Below are 16,408 nucleotides of genomic sequence, written 5' to 3' on the forward strand. Positions count from 1 at the left end.
AAAAGGCGTGTGAGACACGCCTGAACTAAACCATTGTGGTGACGCCATGATTTCACACAACGCCACCAATTTCTAAAACTTATAACTGTAGCCCACTCTCACCACCTGGGTTTCGTAGTAGTCGGTAGCCAGGTACTTAAACCCATCGCCCTGAATTTCCCGCTTTACTCTCATGGTATTGAGCAAATCGGTGGCGTTGGCATACAATTCGCCTCTTCCTTTCTGCATGGGTTTCTTTACACCCAAATCCAGTGAAAAGCGGGTGCCAATGGTTCCCTGTGGGATGATGTCAGGGGCCAGGTAAGTGCCGCTTAGCTGAATATCCACTTGCTTTGCCAGGTGAAAGACGCTATTGAGCTTTACGTTTCCTGAAAGGATTTCCTGCCGGGCAGCTGTGAACACGTTCACTTCAGGATAAAGGTTGGTTACCGTAAAGGCCTCGATGATGTTCTGGTAGCCATTCACACTAAAGTTGATGGTGGCCCATTTGTCCAGGTTTTGAGAAAGCAGCACTTCAAAACCCGTATTGTAGCTTTTGCCGGCATTTTGAAAGATGTTGTAGATAAGTACGCTGCCCGGCACGATGCTTCCGATGCGGGTGATGGTGGCATCCATCTGCTTGTGGTAAACGGATGAGTACAAATAGCCCGTGTTCCAGCTGCCCTTGTGGCCAACCTCGTAGTTGGTTGTAAACTGTGGCCGAAGCCCCGGGTTACCCACTTTGATGATCTCTGCGTCGTCATACTTGGGGAAGATCCTGATGTCAACCTCGTTGGGCCTATCGACACGGCGATTGAAAAAGACCGACAGTTTGTTGTTGTCGTTGAGCTTGTAAGCCAGGCGCACGTTCGGGAACGGCTGGGTGTAGTTGTAGCCGCTGGTTTTGTATGTGGGGTGATCGGGATTCACCTTGTAGTCAATCTTCACATACTCCACCCGCACGCCGGCTTCCGCCTCATACTTTTCATTTTCGAAGACATAGTTACCATACACGGCTGGAATTAGCTCTCCGTAATTTGCCCATCCACCTGCTGCCGAGTCGATGGGGGAGTTGAGCCCTGGAAAGAACTGCATGTTGGTGGGGATGGTTCGCCTGCGAAACTTAAGGCCTGTTTCGAAGCGACCGTACGCCAAAGGCTGTACATAGTCGAGGTTGAAATCGGCCACATGCTCATCAGAAATGAGCTTGAAGGCATCCCTTCCAGTTGACTCCGGCAGAATATTGTCGAAGAAGTACTGCTCATTTTCCCGGTGGTAGGTGTAGTTAAAACCAATATTGAGCAAGCGACCTGGCTGCTTGTACTTGTGCTGGTAGGCAGCAGTAGCCATCACGGTTGTTTTTAGCTCATCCTCCAGGAATTGCCACAGTCTGTAACGGTTGCTGAGGTCTCCTTCGAAAAATGGTTCGTCGCCACGATCAAGAATTTTCTCACTGCTGAAAAAGCCAGACACAGTGAGGCTATTGGCATCGTCGATACTCCAGTCCATGCCGGTTTTGCCTGAAAAGAGGTTGGTGTCTCTGTTGCGCTTTGTTTGGTTGTAGATCACCGTGCCATCGTCATAGGTCCTGGTGACGAATTCATTTTTATTGAGCGTATGGGTATAGAGGTTATCGGCTTGCAAAAAGGTGTTGACCTTGTTCTTTTTGTAGTTGAGAGATAGTGAAGGGTTGATTTTGGGTGTTGCCTGGTATTGAGGCCGAATGGTGGGCAGGTTCTCATTTTTGACCCAAAGCGCTCCCAGGCCTGATGAAAGCCCGACTTTTCCGTTGAAGCCTTCCTGCTTGTCTTTTTTGTAAATGATGTTGATAATGCCCGCATTGCCATTGGCGTCATATTTGGCAGATGGATTGTTAATGACTTCAATTTTCTCGATGGCAGAAGCTGGCAAGTTGTCAAGTCCAGATTGCGAGCCGAAACCTGTTAGGGCAGTCTGCTTGCCATCAATCAGCACTGCGACCCGGTCATTGCCTCTCAGCAGTACCTTACCGTCTTGCACGGTTACTCCCGGCAGGTTTTGCATGGCCTGGAGCACCGAGCCACCCGCCTGGCTAACGTTGTCGGCTACAGTGAAGGTCTTTTTGTCTAGCGATTCACTGACTGCGTCCTGTTGACCGGTGACAACCACTTCGCTCAACGTTTCTATGTCTTCATCCAAAATGACGGGCGCTACCTCTAAAAACCTGCTTAGGCTACCCACAAACAGTGGTTGTTTTAAGGGTTTAAAGCCAACATAAGAGGCTTCCAGTACATACTTTCCTGGTTTCACACCGGTGAGTACAAATAGCCCCTCGTCGTTGGTGATGGTGCCTGACACAAACGCACTATCTGCCTCAGTTTTCAGCACGACGCTAACATAAGCCAGTCCCGATTGTGCTTTGTTGTCTTTTACTGATCCTGAGACTGTGATGGCACTGTTTTGGGCTGATATTACCAAAGGCACTAGAAATAGGATACTCAGAATAAATTTTGTGATTTGATTCATTTTACTACCGAACGGTTTCTTTCAATTACGTATCGCAACATACCAAAGATGTTTTCTGACAGTTCTTGCTCGTTTCTAATATTTAGAACATTCATTGATGCAAGGTAGCCACTGAATTCTGAATAAACTTTGAAGACTTCCTTTGTGTTCGCAAGGAGTTAGAAGGAACAAAAGGGTATGAGTTCCGGCAGGAAGCTCAGGTGGCCGCAAAAGGCCAGTCGTGGGAGATGAAAAATGATTATAGGAGAGTCAGCAGAGTAACCAACCCATAACCTCACAAATTGAACTTTAACTAAGGCATCATTTTTAGCTGAGTCAGAATTTGCTTCGTAATCGTCTTTCTGCAACTTCCGAAATTTGGGTTCGGTACCTTCCTGTCTTTTATCAACCTGGTGGCAAAGAAATAGACATTGTGTTCCTTTTCAATGTACCCAACCCACCAGCCAGTATCTTTTCCGCTGTCACGGGTCCAGCCAGTTTTGGCTCGCAATATGTAGCCTTCGTTTTGCTCTTCTATCATCATCTCTTTCAGGATGGTAAAAGAGCGTTTGGAGAATGGCAGAGTCTCTTCGTACACTCCAATGAGGATTTCTATTTGATTGGCTGGCGAAATGGCAAACGAACCAAAGTTCCAGAAGTCAGGGTCGTTGATGGAAACATCGGCATTGCCATAGTGGCTGGCTTTTAGAAAGTGCGCATAGCGCTCTTTGCCGATTTCCTTTGCCATTTCCACATAGGCCCATCCGGCAGAAAGCCGAAAGGCTTCTTTCATAGTCATGTCATGGTAAATGTCAGGCCGGTAGCCATACTTCACCGTGTCGGTGGTTCCCGGCCATTTTATCACTTGATTTTCATCTTTTGCTACACCGGTTTCCAGCGCTATCAGGGTGTTGATGATTTTGAAAGTGGAGGCTGGCAAAGTAGCTACATGGCTATCGTTGATGTCGCTGGAAATCCATTTTTTGGCGTTGTAATCGAAGAGGGTGATGCTGCCTTCGATGTTACACTCTCTAAATGGTTTTGTGAGGGATTCTTGCGCCGGTAGATGATAAAAAAGAAGAACTGCGGCTGCCAGAAAAGTAATTTTCATTGTTAGATTTTTTATCAGAATGACGCTAGTTGTTGCAAATTGGTTGGCATATACTGTGAATTATTGGGGATTTTTTTCGGAGCGTATTCTGAAGATATTGATGATCACCAACGACGTCATTACCGCCAGGTTGGCTATCAGCAAATATTTCGAAATGGGCATCTCTATTTCCTGTGTAAACCTTTTGACATAGGTACCAACAAACAAGGCCGTAACAAGCACAAACCCTGAGATGATAATTTGGTAGCGACTTCTTGTTAGCTCTTTTTTGTTCCATAAAAAGAACGGCGAGAGGGTCAAAACAACGTAGGCAACTGCACCTGGTAAATTTTTAAACTCACGGAGCTCCATGCCCCTTGTCTCAAAGTTCATAGCGAGGAAGTAGAAATGGATGAGGTGGTTGAGGGCCAGAAAAAAAAGCAAGCTAACAAACAATTGACGACGCTGCTCTTCTGCATAAATGTGCTTCAGGCCTCTGATGCCCGTCCAGCAAAGGATACCTGCAAAAAGCAAAAATGAAACCCTGGCAGAATACCGTGCTGCAAGCTGGAAGTAGATGCCTGGCTCGGGTGATACACCGCCCGACCACACGTAAATAGCGTACTCGCAAAGAACCACCAGAAGGGAAAGTCCTATCGTTTTCTTCATCATGGGCATAAGGTGAGGGGAGGTGGAATTGTCATGTTGGCTTCCTCAGTCATTCATTACCTCGCAGCGAATAGCAAAATCGAAGTTTCCACCCATGATCCACTTCCCCATGCTTACTGGTCTCACCCTCACCCTTTCGTCCAGGTTGTTGCCCCTGAGAGCGATCATGGGATTCTGGAGATTCGGCTCTACCCATTCGTAGGAAATGTAAAATGCACGATCGACGACGACAGGCTCTTTGAAATCGTAGCTCAGCCAACCCTCTTTCAGGTCAGACTCCAAAATAATTGACTGGCTAAGCAATGAACCCCCAGGCTCCCCTTCTTTAGAATTAGCTGTGTATACATTCAGTCGCAGTTTGAATGGCTGATTGCTTTTGTTTTTAACATAAATGGAGGCCGTATTCAGCACAGAAGGTTGGGATATCCTCATTTTTCGGGATATTTCCGCTCCGGCACCAATGCCTCCGACAAAGCCAAATCTTTTACCGGAAACCCGCTGAACTCCCAATACTTTGCTGTTGGATGGATCGACTTCGATAACAACCTCTGCCAGCTTAATCACATGCTCCCTGAGTTCTATTTTTTGCGGCGAGACGTTTGCCAACAGCGCACGCAACGTTACAGCCTCTCTTTTGTATCCAACAATTGAAAAGATAACAGAATCACTTGGAGCAACCTGCTCGATATCAAAAGAAAATTCCCCTTTCTCGTCTGATACAGTTCCTATGTTCTTTTCCGCCACACCTACATTAACGTAGGGAATTGGTAGGCCATTCTCGGCACTCACTACCGTGCCCCAAATCTGATTTTGGGAAATGAGTTGAAGGGGCGCACCCAGTACCAGGACAGCGAGAAACAAGCGCAATTTGTACAACATTTAAGCAGGTATAAGGCTACAAATATCGCAGATTACTTGTGAAAAGTGTAAAGCGACTTGTGATAATCAACAGAAGGCCGCCTCAGCACGGCTTTCAGCGAAACGTCGTCCAGCTCCCTTGCTCAATCCTGCTCTTGTGGTCGGCAATGAAGTTTGCCCATTCTGCTTCACCTGCTTCTGTGGCTAGTTGCAGCGCCTTACCTGAAGCATTCAGGGCTTCATCGTGTTTGCCATTTTGGTAAAGAAACCATGCGTATTTGTCCCATGTGACGAAGTCTGTATCGATTTCATAACTCCAGCGGATATTCATGAGGTGGTACTTACTATCGGCAGGCATTAAGTGGAAGGTAAGGGCGAGCGCTAAACCCATTGCCGGGAACGTCAATGTCTTCCATGTTTTTCTTTTTGCAGTTGTGAGAACGGCAACTAAAGTGAAAACAACTGCCAGGGCCAGTACGACCGATACAAACGGGTAGAACTTAATTGTAAACAGCAGCATGGCCAGCCAGAAAGCGGAGGCAAGGTTGGCCCATCCGTTCACATTGTTTTCTTTTTTGATAATGGCAATCAGGCTAGCGGCAAGCAATATAAAAAGACCTGCCAGCATCACAATTGCATTGTAGTGAATGTGAAAGAACTTGATAAAGAACCCGGCGAAGAAAATGACAAAGCCAGCAACAACCATCTTTTTCATAAGCAGCAATGCTGTTTTATGGCTTCGAAACTAGAAAGTTTTCTGGCTTCCCCAAAAAGTTGCCATTGTATATGCTTAGAAGTAATACTGCATACCAAAGTCGAGGGTTGCAAGAGAAAGGGATAGACCGTAGTCCCGTTGAGTATTAGTGTTTCCAATAGGCAATTCGGGGCGATCAATAGGCTTTCTGGTTTCTTGTTGATAGCCCAGAAGTCCAATGGAAGTTTCTAGCCCTATTTTTTCGCTAATCATGAGGATAATGCCAGGTTTCACGCCAACACCGAACCCAACGACTTTTTCTTCATATTCATTCGCCACAACCGTCGTTTTCTCTTTTCCAAAGTTTGAATTGGCAAAGCCCTCCCCAAACAAAATCAAGTGGTCAGTAATATTTACATGATACCTGCCAAAAACCTGTGTTGCTGCTAGATTTGATGCCGTTCTCTGGTCAATATTAAATTGGGGTGCCGAGGATTTGGTGCGGGTGTAGTTGTTTACGAAGCCCACTGAAACGCCGACGCTGAAATTGTCATATATAAATAATCCCGCCCTCGGAAGTATTTTAATCTCGCTGTTTTCGTTGATAGACTGTTGTACGAAGCTGACAGGTGTCGTATACTCGTTGTTCACCACTGTTCGATAGAACTTCAAATTTCCTCCAGCCTGCTTTGTTCCCTTTGAGAACTGGGCGTGTGAGGTAAAAGAAATCAGGAACAGAAGTGAAAGAAAGATAGTGAGGCTGAGCGATTTGTTCATGACGTGGTTGTTGATTTATTTGTTGTCGAAATAGAACATATTTTTACCCTTTATATTGCGTAATGGTCGCTTTAATTTAATTGGAGGAAATAGCCGGCAGTAATTCAGTAAATTTGGAACGTGAATACTTGCGATAAATCAAAGAACATCAATCAGAAAGGCCGTCGTAGATATCCGAATAGTCTTCCACCAAATGAATCTTCACATCAAGGTTTTCCATTAAGTTTTTCACTGAGGGGCTGGGCGCACCTTTCGTTACATACCAAACATCCATGGCATATCTGAGTTTGATGGAATACCTTTTCCTTTCAATTAGCAGCCACCTGAGAAACACCTCGTCGGGTTCGTAGCCAAAGCCAAAAATGATGAGTGGGCTGTGGAACCAGATATGGAGCCAGGTCTGCTCGCCTTGCCACGATTTCGACAGAAGTGTTTCTTTATAAAGCCTGCGTCGTCCTTTGGTGATGAGGCTTCTAGCTCGCTGCACACTCCCCATGTAGTCGCCGAGTCCAAGCCTGATGCTATCCCGATAGTTTATGTCGCCATGAATCTTCCAAATACCAAAGCCGTGAGTAGGAGTAGTCATTTGTTCGAAGCCGTAGTAGGTTTTCCAGGGGTAGAATCGGGTAAATCCATCGGAATCAATGTGAAATGGCCTTGCCCCTACAGACTCTTCGAAAGCCGTATCAAAGTTTGTTGTCAGCACTGGTGTGTTTGTTGACCTGGCAAATTCCATGATTTTTTTATGGACACACAGGTCATCGCTGTTTGTCAATTGCAATTCAGCCTTCACCCTATTTTTCACTTTGACAGGGTCGTTTGCGTACAACTCGATCAGGTCATATATCTCTGTATTAGTCAGTCCTGTCAGGGCGAAGGGAATAGGTTTTGGAGAGGCTGCCTTCAGCAAGTCCTTCCAGGATGGCATAATGCCACTTCGTAGGTTAGGGCCGTTCCCAATAAGAAAAGCGGCGTCTTTGTATTTGCTCCTGATGGATGCAATGGCGTTCATACGAGGTTAGTGGATGCTTTTTTGGAGAATGTAACAAAAAAAGCCCACGTTTCCGCAGGCAGTATTGGTATTCAATTTCTTGCGGGGTACTCAAGTACGCCAATAAGGCTGGGGTCAAGACGATAAAGCGAGGTCAGCTGTTGTTGTCGGCTTCCAACTCAAGGCAGGCCATTTCTCTATAGGCATCTTGCAGTAGAAAATTTTCTATCGCCGAGTAGTTGTTGATTAAAAGCTGGGCTATTTGATTAGTTGAGAGATTGCCTGTTCTAATCCAAATCACTTTTGGTGGATGGCTGTTAATCACACTAATATCATAAAAATCGGCCTCAAAAGTGACAATGGTGAAGCCATGTTCTTTTGAGTAAGGCCAAATATCTGAATCTTCCATGTCGGTTAAGCCACAGTGACTTACATGTAGACAGTTGGGGAAATAGTCAACAAGCTTTTTCACCAATCTGAAAGAGATATTCTGGTCGAACAATAGCTTCATGCATTGTGCTGAAGCTTATGCTCTCTGTCTGCTGCATAGGCAAGACAGGCCTGAATGTCTTCCAGTGTCAACTCGGGAAAGTCCTCGAGAATTTCGTTGAAACCCATTCCGGCAGCTAGCCAGCCAAGCACATCATATACGGTAATCCTTGTATTTCGTACACAAGGCTTACCGAATCTTTTGTTCGGGTTCCTTTGGATGATCTTTTTATAGTCTACCATTTGGACAGGGTTTTAGCAAAAATAGCTCTTTTGCCGAAACCATCCGAAAAGGAGGTGTAAATCATTTATTCCAACGATATGTCGGAGTTTCCAATGTGATGACGGTTTTTGAACAAAAAAAGCCCACGTTTCCGCAGGCTCTTTTCTCGTACTGATATTACCCGTGTTATTTTCTGAAAAAGGTACCCGAACCGGGGTAGTTGGCAGCACCACGCCAGTCGGGTTGCCACCACAGGTTGGTGCGGTGACTGTAGTCGTTGTCAAAGTCGTTCACGCCTACGTTGACCCGGACGGTTTTCCAGTCGCCACCCTGCTGCTCGCCAAGGTAGCTTAGCGGGATGGCCAGCTCAGTGGCATAGCCCTTTTCCGTTTTTCTTGTTACGCCAATGGTTCCATCGGGCTTGTTGCCACTGGTGAACGGCGTGGTGTTCTCAGCGCCATCCACATAAGGACTCATTCCTATGTACAGCACACCCGAGAGGCTCGTCCCGAAAGAGCTGATATTTTCACTGCGGCCGTCGATAATTATCTGAAAGGCATCCTGGTTGTAAGGCCTTGAGGAGGCCACTGCCAGCAGTTCATCGTCTGTTACCTCGGCGCCAATGTAAAGGAACTGGTCGTCGTAGCTGATTCCGAACCGAACCGAGCCGTCAGCCTTGCCACCTTTGTGAGAGAAGGGATTGGCTTCCGTGTACATTTTGATTTCTGAGTATGGGAGGGCCGCCCAATCGTCAAGTTTGCCATCTATTGTCTTGGTGGTGCCCTTTGAAATGTATTCCTTTTTGGCCGGACGGGCATTTTGTGTTACATCCATCGTGACGTCCGCCATGCCCTCGCCGTGGAAGGTGACCGTTCCTCTCAATTCTACTGGCTCCAGTGTAGCAATCGGGGCAGCTTTTCCACTAAGCTTTAGGGGAATTATTTCTACTGAATTCGGAGCTATGGTGAGACTTTGACGGATAATGCTGGAAGTAAGATCTTTGTTAGCAGCCAATTCAAAACTAACGTCCATTGGGGCATCACTGTCGTTGGTCAGGCGGATTTCGGTGGTGCCATCCGAAAACGTGCTGCCATCGGTAAACATCGGCGATATGCGCACAGGCTGCCCATTAAAAAGTGGCCTGAAGTAGTTACTCGACTGCTCTGTCACCACGCTCTCGTCCCAAACGCCCGAAAGCTCCAGATTAGCCATGATGGGCCCGTTGTCGGTCATAGTGATCCACACCACATGATCAAACTCCCCAAACCGTGGGCCTCTCAGTCGGCTGCTGCCTCCTGTGGTAGCCAGAATAAAGTATTTGCCATTATTTCTTTCGTATTTCACGTAGCTGTGGTGGTGGCCTACATACACGGTATGTTTTCTGGGTGCCAGTAGTTTTTCAACGTCAGGCCAGCGAAGGGTTTCGGCCTGTTGGTTCCACAGAGGCTGATGCATGAACACCAGCGTCCATTTCACGTCTGCGTTTGCTGCAAGGGTTTTTTCTATCCACTCATACTGCTCGTCGCCGATGGTACCTTTTCCTGCCCCACGGTAGTTGTCCTCCGAATTGAGGCAGAGGAACAGCACGTCTTTGTACACAAAGTGATAGTAATCCTTTCCAAAAATGGTTTTGTACTTGTCATACATCACCTTGTTGGTGATGTCGTGGTTGCCAGGCACGTAAAAGAAGGGCATCGTGAGAGAATCGATAAACCCATTGAATTCCGTCCACTCAGCATCCAGCCGTGCTTCGTCTTCAGTGTAGCCTTCAATAAAGTCTCCCACGCTCATCACAAACTCAGGCTGTAGCAGATTAAGCTTGCTTAGGCCCACTTCAAACACATTACCCCTATGGCCGCCGGTTCGGTCAGTAACAATGGCAAACTGAAAAGAAGAGGGGTCATTGTTCAGATCAAGGCTGGTGTAGGGTGTTGGCCCTTCGATGGGTTCAATCTTAATACTTGCTTTTTCGACTGGAGCGGTGCAAGCCGCACCAAAGACAAGAAGGCCAACAACAGCGGCTGAAAGATGATTCATACTAGATAGATTTGGTTAGGGTGAAGTTACGCCTCCTTGCCGAGAGGTATTTGAAATTAATAGTTAAGTTTAAGTTAATGTTTCCTGGCGAAGGAAACAATAAAAATAACTGCTTAACTATCGCCTATGAAAACCACTTTGTTCGCTCTCTTACTTCTTGGCACCACCTTGTTTGTTTATGCACAACGACCGGCAGTTACCGTGGCATGGGACATGGAAGACGACGCCCTCATGCGTGCCTGCGGCTATAAGTATTTTGTAGAAAAGGTGGACAAAATTATCAGTCCGCAAAAAGTGTCAGATGAGCAGTTTGCCGAGAATGTTGCCACCATCAAAAAGCTGAAAACCAACATGTTTGCTGTGAACTACTTTTTACCAGGCAACCTGAAAGTGATTGGCCCTGACGTAAATGAGGAAGCCATACTGGCCTACACCGACGTTGTATTTCAGCGTTGCAAGCAGATTGATGTAGATCTGGTGGTATGGGGCAGCGGTGGCTCCCGGCGGTTGCCTGACGGTTGGGACTATCAAAAGGCAGTAGATCAGTTTGTAGCCATTGCAAAGAAAGTAGCCGTGCAGGCGCAGAAATACGATATCCTGATCACTGTAGAAAACCTCAACAAGACCGAAGCCAACTTTCTCAACGGCTTTGATGAGGTGGTGAATGTGGTGAAGCGGGTAGATGAGCCAAATCTGATGGCTTGCGTGGACATTTACCACATGCTCATGGATGGTGATCCTCCGTCGATGATAGCGCTGGGAAAAGACCTCACTTTCCACTGCGATATCGCTGAAAAGGCAGACAGAGACCCGCCAGGTACGCTGGGCGACGAAGTAGTTCCGTACCTGCAAGAGCTGAAGAAAATTGACTACAAGGGAAGTATTGTCATCGAAGCCCGCTGGGACGACTTTCCAAAAGAAGCGCCCGCCACATTGAAATATTTGGAAGCGAAGGTCAAAGAGGTGTGGAAGTAGGAAGAGAGTATTTGACTATTTGAGGAATCGAGGATTTGAAAACTACCGAACTACCTATCGACATGAACTAACCTCGCATTATTTAACTAGTGCCATCGGCACGGTTTTTTTGATCAGCTTGGAATTTATTCCAAGCTGGTTTGAAGGTGCTGCCAATTCCTTTCGGAAAAAGGCACCTATTGATCGATTAGTGCCATCGGCACGGTTTTTTTGATCAGCTTGAAATTTATTCCAAGCTGGTTTGAAGGTGCTGCCAATTCCTTTCGGAAAAAGGCACCTATTGATCGATTAGTGCTATCGGCACGGTTTTTTTGATCAGCTTGGAATTCATTCCAGGCTGAAGGTTTGAAGCTGCCGAACTTGGTTCGCTTGTGAAAAATGTCTCTAACCGATTGGCCAGTGCCATCGACACGGCTTTATCACCGGCCTGGAATTTATTCCAGGCCGACAAGGCTTTATTGCCAGCTTGGAATTTACTCCAGTCTGATCATTTCCAAGCTGCATAATTCCCCAAAATCCATTACCTTCGACTTATTAAAATCTCCTGATAAAATATTGACTTAAGCTTAGCGGAAAACACTTCTGCTCAAGCGGTTTGCTTTTCTGGCAATACCAGGTAATCAACTATTGTCTTATTTTATCGAGAGTAAAAATGAGTAACACTTCAAAAATAGCCGTCATTGGCGGCACAGGTAAGGCTGGCAGGTACATCGTAAAAGAGCTGCTCAGCCGTGGGTATCACCTCAAACTTCTTCTTAGGTTTCCTGAAAACCTTCAAATTGAAGACCCGAAAATCGAGTTACTGAAAGGCGATGCACGAGATGTGGAAGCTATCCGATCTTTGCTCGACGGATGCCAGGCTATCATCAGCGCCGTTGGTCAGCCGAGGGGAGAGGAGCCAATTTTCGACCAGGCCACAAAGAATATTGTGGCTGCGATGTCAATTCAAGGTATTCGACGATATGTCATACTCACAGGGCTCAACGTAGACACTCCTTTCGACAAGAAGTGCGAAAAAGTGGCAATGGCCACTGAGTGGATGAGAGCCAACTACCCCAAAACCACAGCGGACAAGCAGGTAGAATATGAGTCTCTTAGAAAAAGCGATATCGATTGGACGCTGGTGAGGCTTCCTATGATTGAGCTTACCGACGAAAGTAGGGGAGTGAACGTAAGCTTGGAGAGCTGCCCCGGCGACGGGATTAGTGCTGCTGATCTGGCTCATTTTGTGGCCGATCAGTTGACTGACGATGCTTTTGTGGGGCAAGCACCTTTTATAGCCAGTAATTGATTGAAAAGATGCGGGTCTGTATCGATCCGCATCGTTTTGCACTTTTATTCACTGTCATCCAGCATGTCTTTCAAGTCGTCGAGTGCACCAAAAATAACCAGCGTATCTCCTTCTTCCAGAACAGTCTCCGCAGTGGCTACACCGGAAATTTTACCATCTTCTTTTCCTTCCACTGGCTTAATGGTAGTCAACACTGTTATGTTGTACTTCTTTCTAAACTCTGACTCCAGTAGTGTTTTTCCTACATATTTCTCAGGGCACTTCAGTTCAATGATATTGTGCTTGTCCGACAGTTCGAATGAATCAACTACGCCTTTGAAGTTAAGCCTTTTCGCCAGCCTGATGGCGGAGGTTTGCTCTGGCCGACTGATTTCATGCACGCCCATGGCCTGCATCACCGTAGTGTGTAATTCGCTCACCGCTCTGCCGATAATTCGTTTAGCATGGAGTTGCTTCAGCAGGGCTGTGGTCATGATAGAGGCACCTTCGTCTTCACCTATGGCAACAATAACCGCATCCGCATCTTCCAGAGGAAGGGAGCTTACTGCTTGAATATCGGTAGAGTCGAGGCAAATGGTATGCGTAATGTCATCCTTGTGCAGTTCCACCTTGTCCATTTTTTTATCCACCCCAATCACTTCATGCCCCATGGCGGTGAGCGTGGTGGACAGGCTGCTGCCAAAATTTCCGAGACCAAAAACGATGTATTTCATACAAACTTAATTTATAAACAATTCCTCGTTTGGATAACGATACCTCAATGTTTGCACTCTTCGTAGCATGCCTACAAGCAAGGTAAGCGCACCCACCCGACCAATAAACATAATAAGAATAATCACCAGTCGGCTTCCTGTACTAAGACTCGATGTAATTCCCATGCTTAGCCCCACGGTGCTATAGGCAGAAAAACATTCGAAAGCTACCTGAATAAAGGGTAAGTGAGGATCAAACATCGTAATCATAAATGTGGCCAGTCCGATAAATATCAGCGAAAGAGAAATAATGGCGAACGCTCTCCTGATCGACTTGTTGGAGATTTCTCTTTTGCCAAACTCAACCCTGTCTTTGCTGCGGGCCAGGCTTAGAAAGTTAAGGGTGGCCAGGAAGATCGTGGTAGTTTTTATGCCACCACCGGTGGAACCGGGCGAGGCGCCAATCCACATGAGCAACAATATGATCATGATGGTATGAAGCTTCAATGCCGCATTGTCGACAGTGTTGAAACCAGCAGTTCGGGGCGTAACTGCACCGAAAAAGGCGGTCACCCATTTGCCAAATTCGTTGTGCTCGGCCAGCGTATTGTCGTATTCGAAGAAGTAGAAAAGCAAAGTGCCGGGGACTATGAGAAGTGCCGTTGTAATAAGTACGATCCGTGTGTGCAGGTTGATCCTGATGGGTAGCCGATAGACAATCCGCCGTTTTACCAGCCGGGCCACTATTGTGCGGGCTGACTCCCTAACATAGTTCACAAAATTGAAGACGATGGGAAAGCCCAACCCTCCGAAAATGAAGAGAAAGGCGATGACTAAATGGAGAGAGTAGTTGAAGCGATAGTTTAGATCGTACAGGCTATTACCAAGCGTAGAGAAGCCTGCGTTGCAGAAGGCCGATATGGAATGGAATCCGGCGAAGAGTACCCTGTCGACAAAACCTGGCAGCACTGCCTTGTTGAGTTGCGTGAATATGGCAATACCTCCTGCCAACTCAACCAGAAGGGTAAAAGCGACAATTGTTTTCACTATGCCACTTACCTCCGCCAGCCGGTTAGTATTTGTTACATCTTTTAGAAATAGCTGGTTCTGGATGCTAAACCCACCTTTAAAAAAAAGGCCAAAAAAGCTGGTGAAGGTAAGAATGCCAATGCCACCCACCTGAATGAGGCCAAGTATCACAACCTGACCGAACGTAGTGAAATAAGAACCAGTGTCAACTACTATGAGGCCTGTAACGCATACGGCGCTTGTTGATGTAAAAAGGGCGTCTACAAAGCCAATACCCTCATAAGTGGCATTAGGCAGCATCAGTAGTCCGCAGCCCAGCAACACAATGAGCGCAAAGCTGAAGATAAAGAGATTGGCTGGATTCTTCGAAAGCTTGTAGAGGGATGTTGTGCGCCTTGAAAACTCTATTACAAAAATGAAAAAGCAGCCCCAGTAGCCAGTGAACTTATGGGTGAAAAAGCTCAACTGAGGATACAAGTGCGGGTTGATTGAAAACACTACATAGGCCAGCATGTAGATAGCCAGCAGTGCCTCTACCAGTCTTGACCGGAGTCGACTGGAATCGAGCATCCATGCGATAGTGCTTGCAACTGTAATCAGCACAAACAAGATGCCAGCAAGAACGGGAAGCAAGGTATGAAGGTAGACTTCAAGGACGCCGCTGTAGGGGAAGCCAAAGTCAATAATCAGTAGAAGCAAGCCAACACTGCTTACTCCCAGCGAAGACCAGTTAATAATATTGAGTGCTTTCCGTTTCAAATGATCTGGGCCACTGTCTTTTTACCGACGCTACCTTGGGGGAAAGCTAGCTATCGTTGGCCTTATTGCATAACGTATTGCTATTAAAATTCCCCTTTTTAAATGAAAATTGGTTACTATTTCGTCAGCCGCCACGAGGGGTCTCTTTTCAGTTCCTTGATTTTGTCCGTTTTTCTGAACCTCAGCGCCGACCAGTCGTCGTCCACCGCTACCATGCGCACACCTTCGAAGCCCAGCTTTCCAAGAGGTGCCCATCCGTGGTCACGGTGGATTTCCGCTTTATACTTTTTAGAAGTCTTCTTAGGGTATACAAACCAAAACGGAGCGTCGTCCGTCAGCTTTGGATTTATCTCGTGGCTGAGCTTAGCAATTGCTTGTTCTGTTTGCACAAACACCAGCACAAAGTCAAAGTGGTCGGCTGAATGGATTTTAGTATAAACAGTGCCGAGCTTCTCAAAGTCCCTGATATGAGGAGCAAACTCATCCGGAGACTCAAATATGCCTATCGCCTGCTGAGCTTTGTAGTTAAGTTTTTTGATAAGATCTGTCATGGTTTGGTTTTTTACCTGAAAACGATGAGTCAAATGAGCGAAAATCATGCAAGGCCAAAAGACATTATCTGACAGGAAAAAGGGGCTGCTGGGTAACCCGTTTGGCTTGATTTACGTGCCTCTCCGCATGGCCCACCACAATTTGTAGCGTGTCGTACAGCGAGTAGGTCACCAGCCTTGACACTGGCGACGTAATAATGACGGTAGTATGATCTACATGATCCATCGCTATCATTTTTCTAGTCAACAGCTTGAGGCTATCAGTAAAGTCTTTCACAATGTGCTGGCTAAGCCTGCCTGCGGTTGGCCGGAATATCGCCGGTGACTTCGATTTACGCTTCACCTCCGGCCCCAGGTATTCCACCAGTTGCCCGCCCCAGAAGCTGTGCCAAAAAGCAGGCATTTTCTGCCAAAAAGTGGGCTCGTACCTGCCATCGGCAATTTTGTCAAACTGTGGATAGTATTGTTTGTTCGTCATCATGATATGATCCAGGCATTCTCTGATGCTCCACTGTCCTTTTGTTGGCTTCCAGCCTAACTGCTGCGCCGACAGGTCTCCGAATACATTGTTGACCTCGGCAATCAACTCCTCCATCTTATCAAGATGCGATTGAATATTGACATTGTGGAAGCTCTGACTCATGACGATTCATTTGAAAACCAATTTACGGCTTAATTGTCACATTGTACACCCTGCGGTCGTTGCTGTTCGCTGGCGGACGCTATGGTGTTGTCAGCTCCTTACAAAGGGCCTTTTAAGCTATATTTGGGCAGGATTTATTTGGTAAGCTATTTGCCAACACATGTGCCACAGGGCAAC

Annotated in this window: 16 protein-coding genes; 2 read left to right on the top strand and 14 right to left on the bottom strand. The window is 46.6% G+C overall.

Going from position 1 to position 16,408, the window contains the following annotated elements; translation table 11 throughout:
• Nucleotides 1–72: 72 nt before the first annotated feature.
• The 10 genes from RIF36_RS18010 to RIF36_RS18055 all read right to left on the bottom strand — a co-directional run bounded on the left by RIF36_RS18010 (nucleotide 73) and on the right by RIF36_RS18055 (nucleotide 10,291).
• Nucleotides 73–2,484: a TonB-dependent receptor gene (locus tag RIF36_RS18010; protein WP_350122998.1), complete on the bottom strand. Its 2,412-nt coding sequence runs from the start codon at nucleotides 2,482–2,484 to the stop codon at nucleotides 73–75.
• A gap of 292 nt (nucleotides 2,485–2,776) precedes the next feature.
• Entirely contained in the window at nucleotides 2,777–3,574 is a 798-nt protein-coding gene (locus RIF36_RS18015; RefSeq protein WP_350122995.1) for a penicillin-binding transpeptidase domain-containing protein, read from the bottom strand.
• 60 nt (nucleotides 3,575–3,634) lie between these two features.
• Complete coding sequence (locus RIF36_RS18020) at nucleotides 3,635–4,225, bottom strand: hypothetical protein (protein ID WP_350122993.1); 591 nt, start codon at nucleotides 4,223–4,225, stop codon at nucleotides 3,635–3,637.
• 42 nt (nucleotides 4,226–4,267) lie between these two features.
• On the bottom strand, nucleotides 4,268–5,101 hold the full coding sequence (locus RIF36_RS18025; RefSeq protein WP_350122990.1) for a carboxypeptidase-like regulatory domain-containing protein: 834 nt from the start codon (nucleotides 5,099–5,101) through the stop codon (nucleotides 4,268–4,270).
• Nucleotides 5,102–5,195: 94 nt separating this feature from the next.
• Complete coding sequence (locus tag RIF36_RS18030; RefSeq protein WP_350122987.1) at nucleotides 5,196–5,795, bottom strand: hypothetical protein; 600 nt, start codon at nucleotides 5,793–5,795, stop codon at nucleotides 5,196–5,198.
• A 75-nt stretch (nucleotides 5,796–5,870) separates the two neighbouring features.
• Complete coding sequence (locus RIF36_RS18035) at nucleotides 5,871–6,551, bottom strand: hypothetical protein (protein ID WP_350122984.1); 681 nt, start codon at nucleotides 6,549–6,551, stop codon at nucleotides 5,871–5,873.
• 148 nt (nucleotides 6,552–6,699) lie between these two features.
• Nucleotides 6,700–7,563: an SIR2 family protein gene (locus RIF36_RS18040; RefSeq protein WP_350122981.1), complete on the bottom strand. Its 864-nt coding sequence runs from the start codon at nucleotides 7,561–7,563 to the stop codon at nucleotides 6,700–6,702.
• Between the two features lie 133 nt (nucleotides 7,564–7,696).
• A complete protein-coding gene (locus RIF36_RS18045) occupies nucleotides 7,697–8,053 on the bottom strand; it encodes a DUF5615 family PIN-like protein (protein WP_350122978.1) in 357 nt (118 codons plus the stop codon).
• A complete protein-coding gene (locus RIF36_RS18050) occupies nucleotides 8,050–8,274 on the bottom strand; it encodes a DUF433 domain-containing protein (RefSeq protein ID WP_350122975.1) in 225 nt (74 codons plus the stop codon). Before RIF36_RS18050 ends, RIF36_RS18045 begins: the two co-directional genes overlap by 4 nt.
• A gap of 166 nt (nucleotides 8,275–8,440) precedes the next feature.
• Nucleotides 8,441–10,291 (bottom strand): metallophosphoesterase, encoded by a 1,851-nt coding sequence (locus RIF36_RS18055; protein ID WP_350122972.1) that lies wholly within the window; start codon nucleotides 10,289–10,291, stop codon nucleotides 8,441–8,443.
• Between the two features lie 126 nt (nucleotides 10,292–10,417).
• Between RIF36_RS18055 and RIF36_RS18060 the strand changes: the two genes are divergently transcribed.
• Nucleotides 10,418–11,266, top strand: a complete 849-nt coding sequence (locus RIF36_RS18060) for a sugar phosphate isomerase/epimerase family protein (protein WP_350122969.1) — start codon at nucleotides 10,418–10,420, stop codon at nucleotides 11,264–11,266.
• Nucleotides 11,267–11,918: 652 nt separating this feature from the next.
• A complete protein-coding gene (locus tag RIF36_RS18065; protein ID WP_350090033.1) occupies nucleotides 11,919–12,557 on the top strand; it encodes an NAD(P)-dependent oxidoreductase in 639 nt (212 codons plus the stop codon).
• Between the two features lie 44 nt (nucleotides 12,558–12,601).
• On the opposite strand, the gene RIF36_RS18070 is transcribed toward RIF36_RS18065, so the two are convergent.
• The 4 genes from RIF36_RS18070 to RIF36_RS18085 form a co-directional block, all read right to left on the bottom strand.
• On the bottom strand, nucleotides 12,602–13,270 hold the full coding sequence (locus RIF36_RS18070) for a potassium channel family protein (RefSeq protein ID WP_151997448.1): 669 nt from the start codon (nucleotides 13,268–13,270) through the stop codon (nucleotides 12,602–12,604).
• Between the two features lie 6 nt (nucleotides 13,271–13,276).
• On the bottom strand, nucleotides 13,277–15,037 hold the full coding sequence (locus tag RIF36_RS18075; RefSeq protein ID WP_350122966.1) for a TrkH family potassium uptake protein: 1,761 nt from the start codon (nucleotides 15,035–15,037) through the stop codon (nucleotides 13,277–13,279).
• Nucleotides 15,038–15,153: 116 nt separating this feature from the next.
• On the bottom strand, nucleotides 15,154–15,588 hold the full coding sequence (locus RIF36_RS18080; protein WP_350090027.1) for a hypothetical protein: 435 nt from the start codon (nucleotides 15,586–15,588) through the stop codon (nucleotides 15,154–15,156).
• A 64-nt stretch (nucleotides 15,589–15,652) separates the two neighbouring features.
• Complete coding sequence (locus RIF36_RS18085; RefSeq protein ID WP_350122963.1) at nucleotides 15,653–16,231, bottom strand: DinB family protein; 579 nt, start codon at nucleotides 16,229–16,231, stop codon at nucleotides 15,653–15,655.
• Between the last annotated feature and the right edge of the window lie 177 nt (nucleotides 16,232–16,408).

This window comes from Imperialibacter sp., assembly GCF_040222815.1.
GTDB lineage: Bacteria > Bacteroidota > Bacteroidia > Cytophagales > Cyclobacteriaceae > Imperialibacter.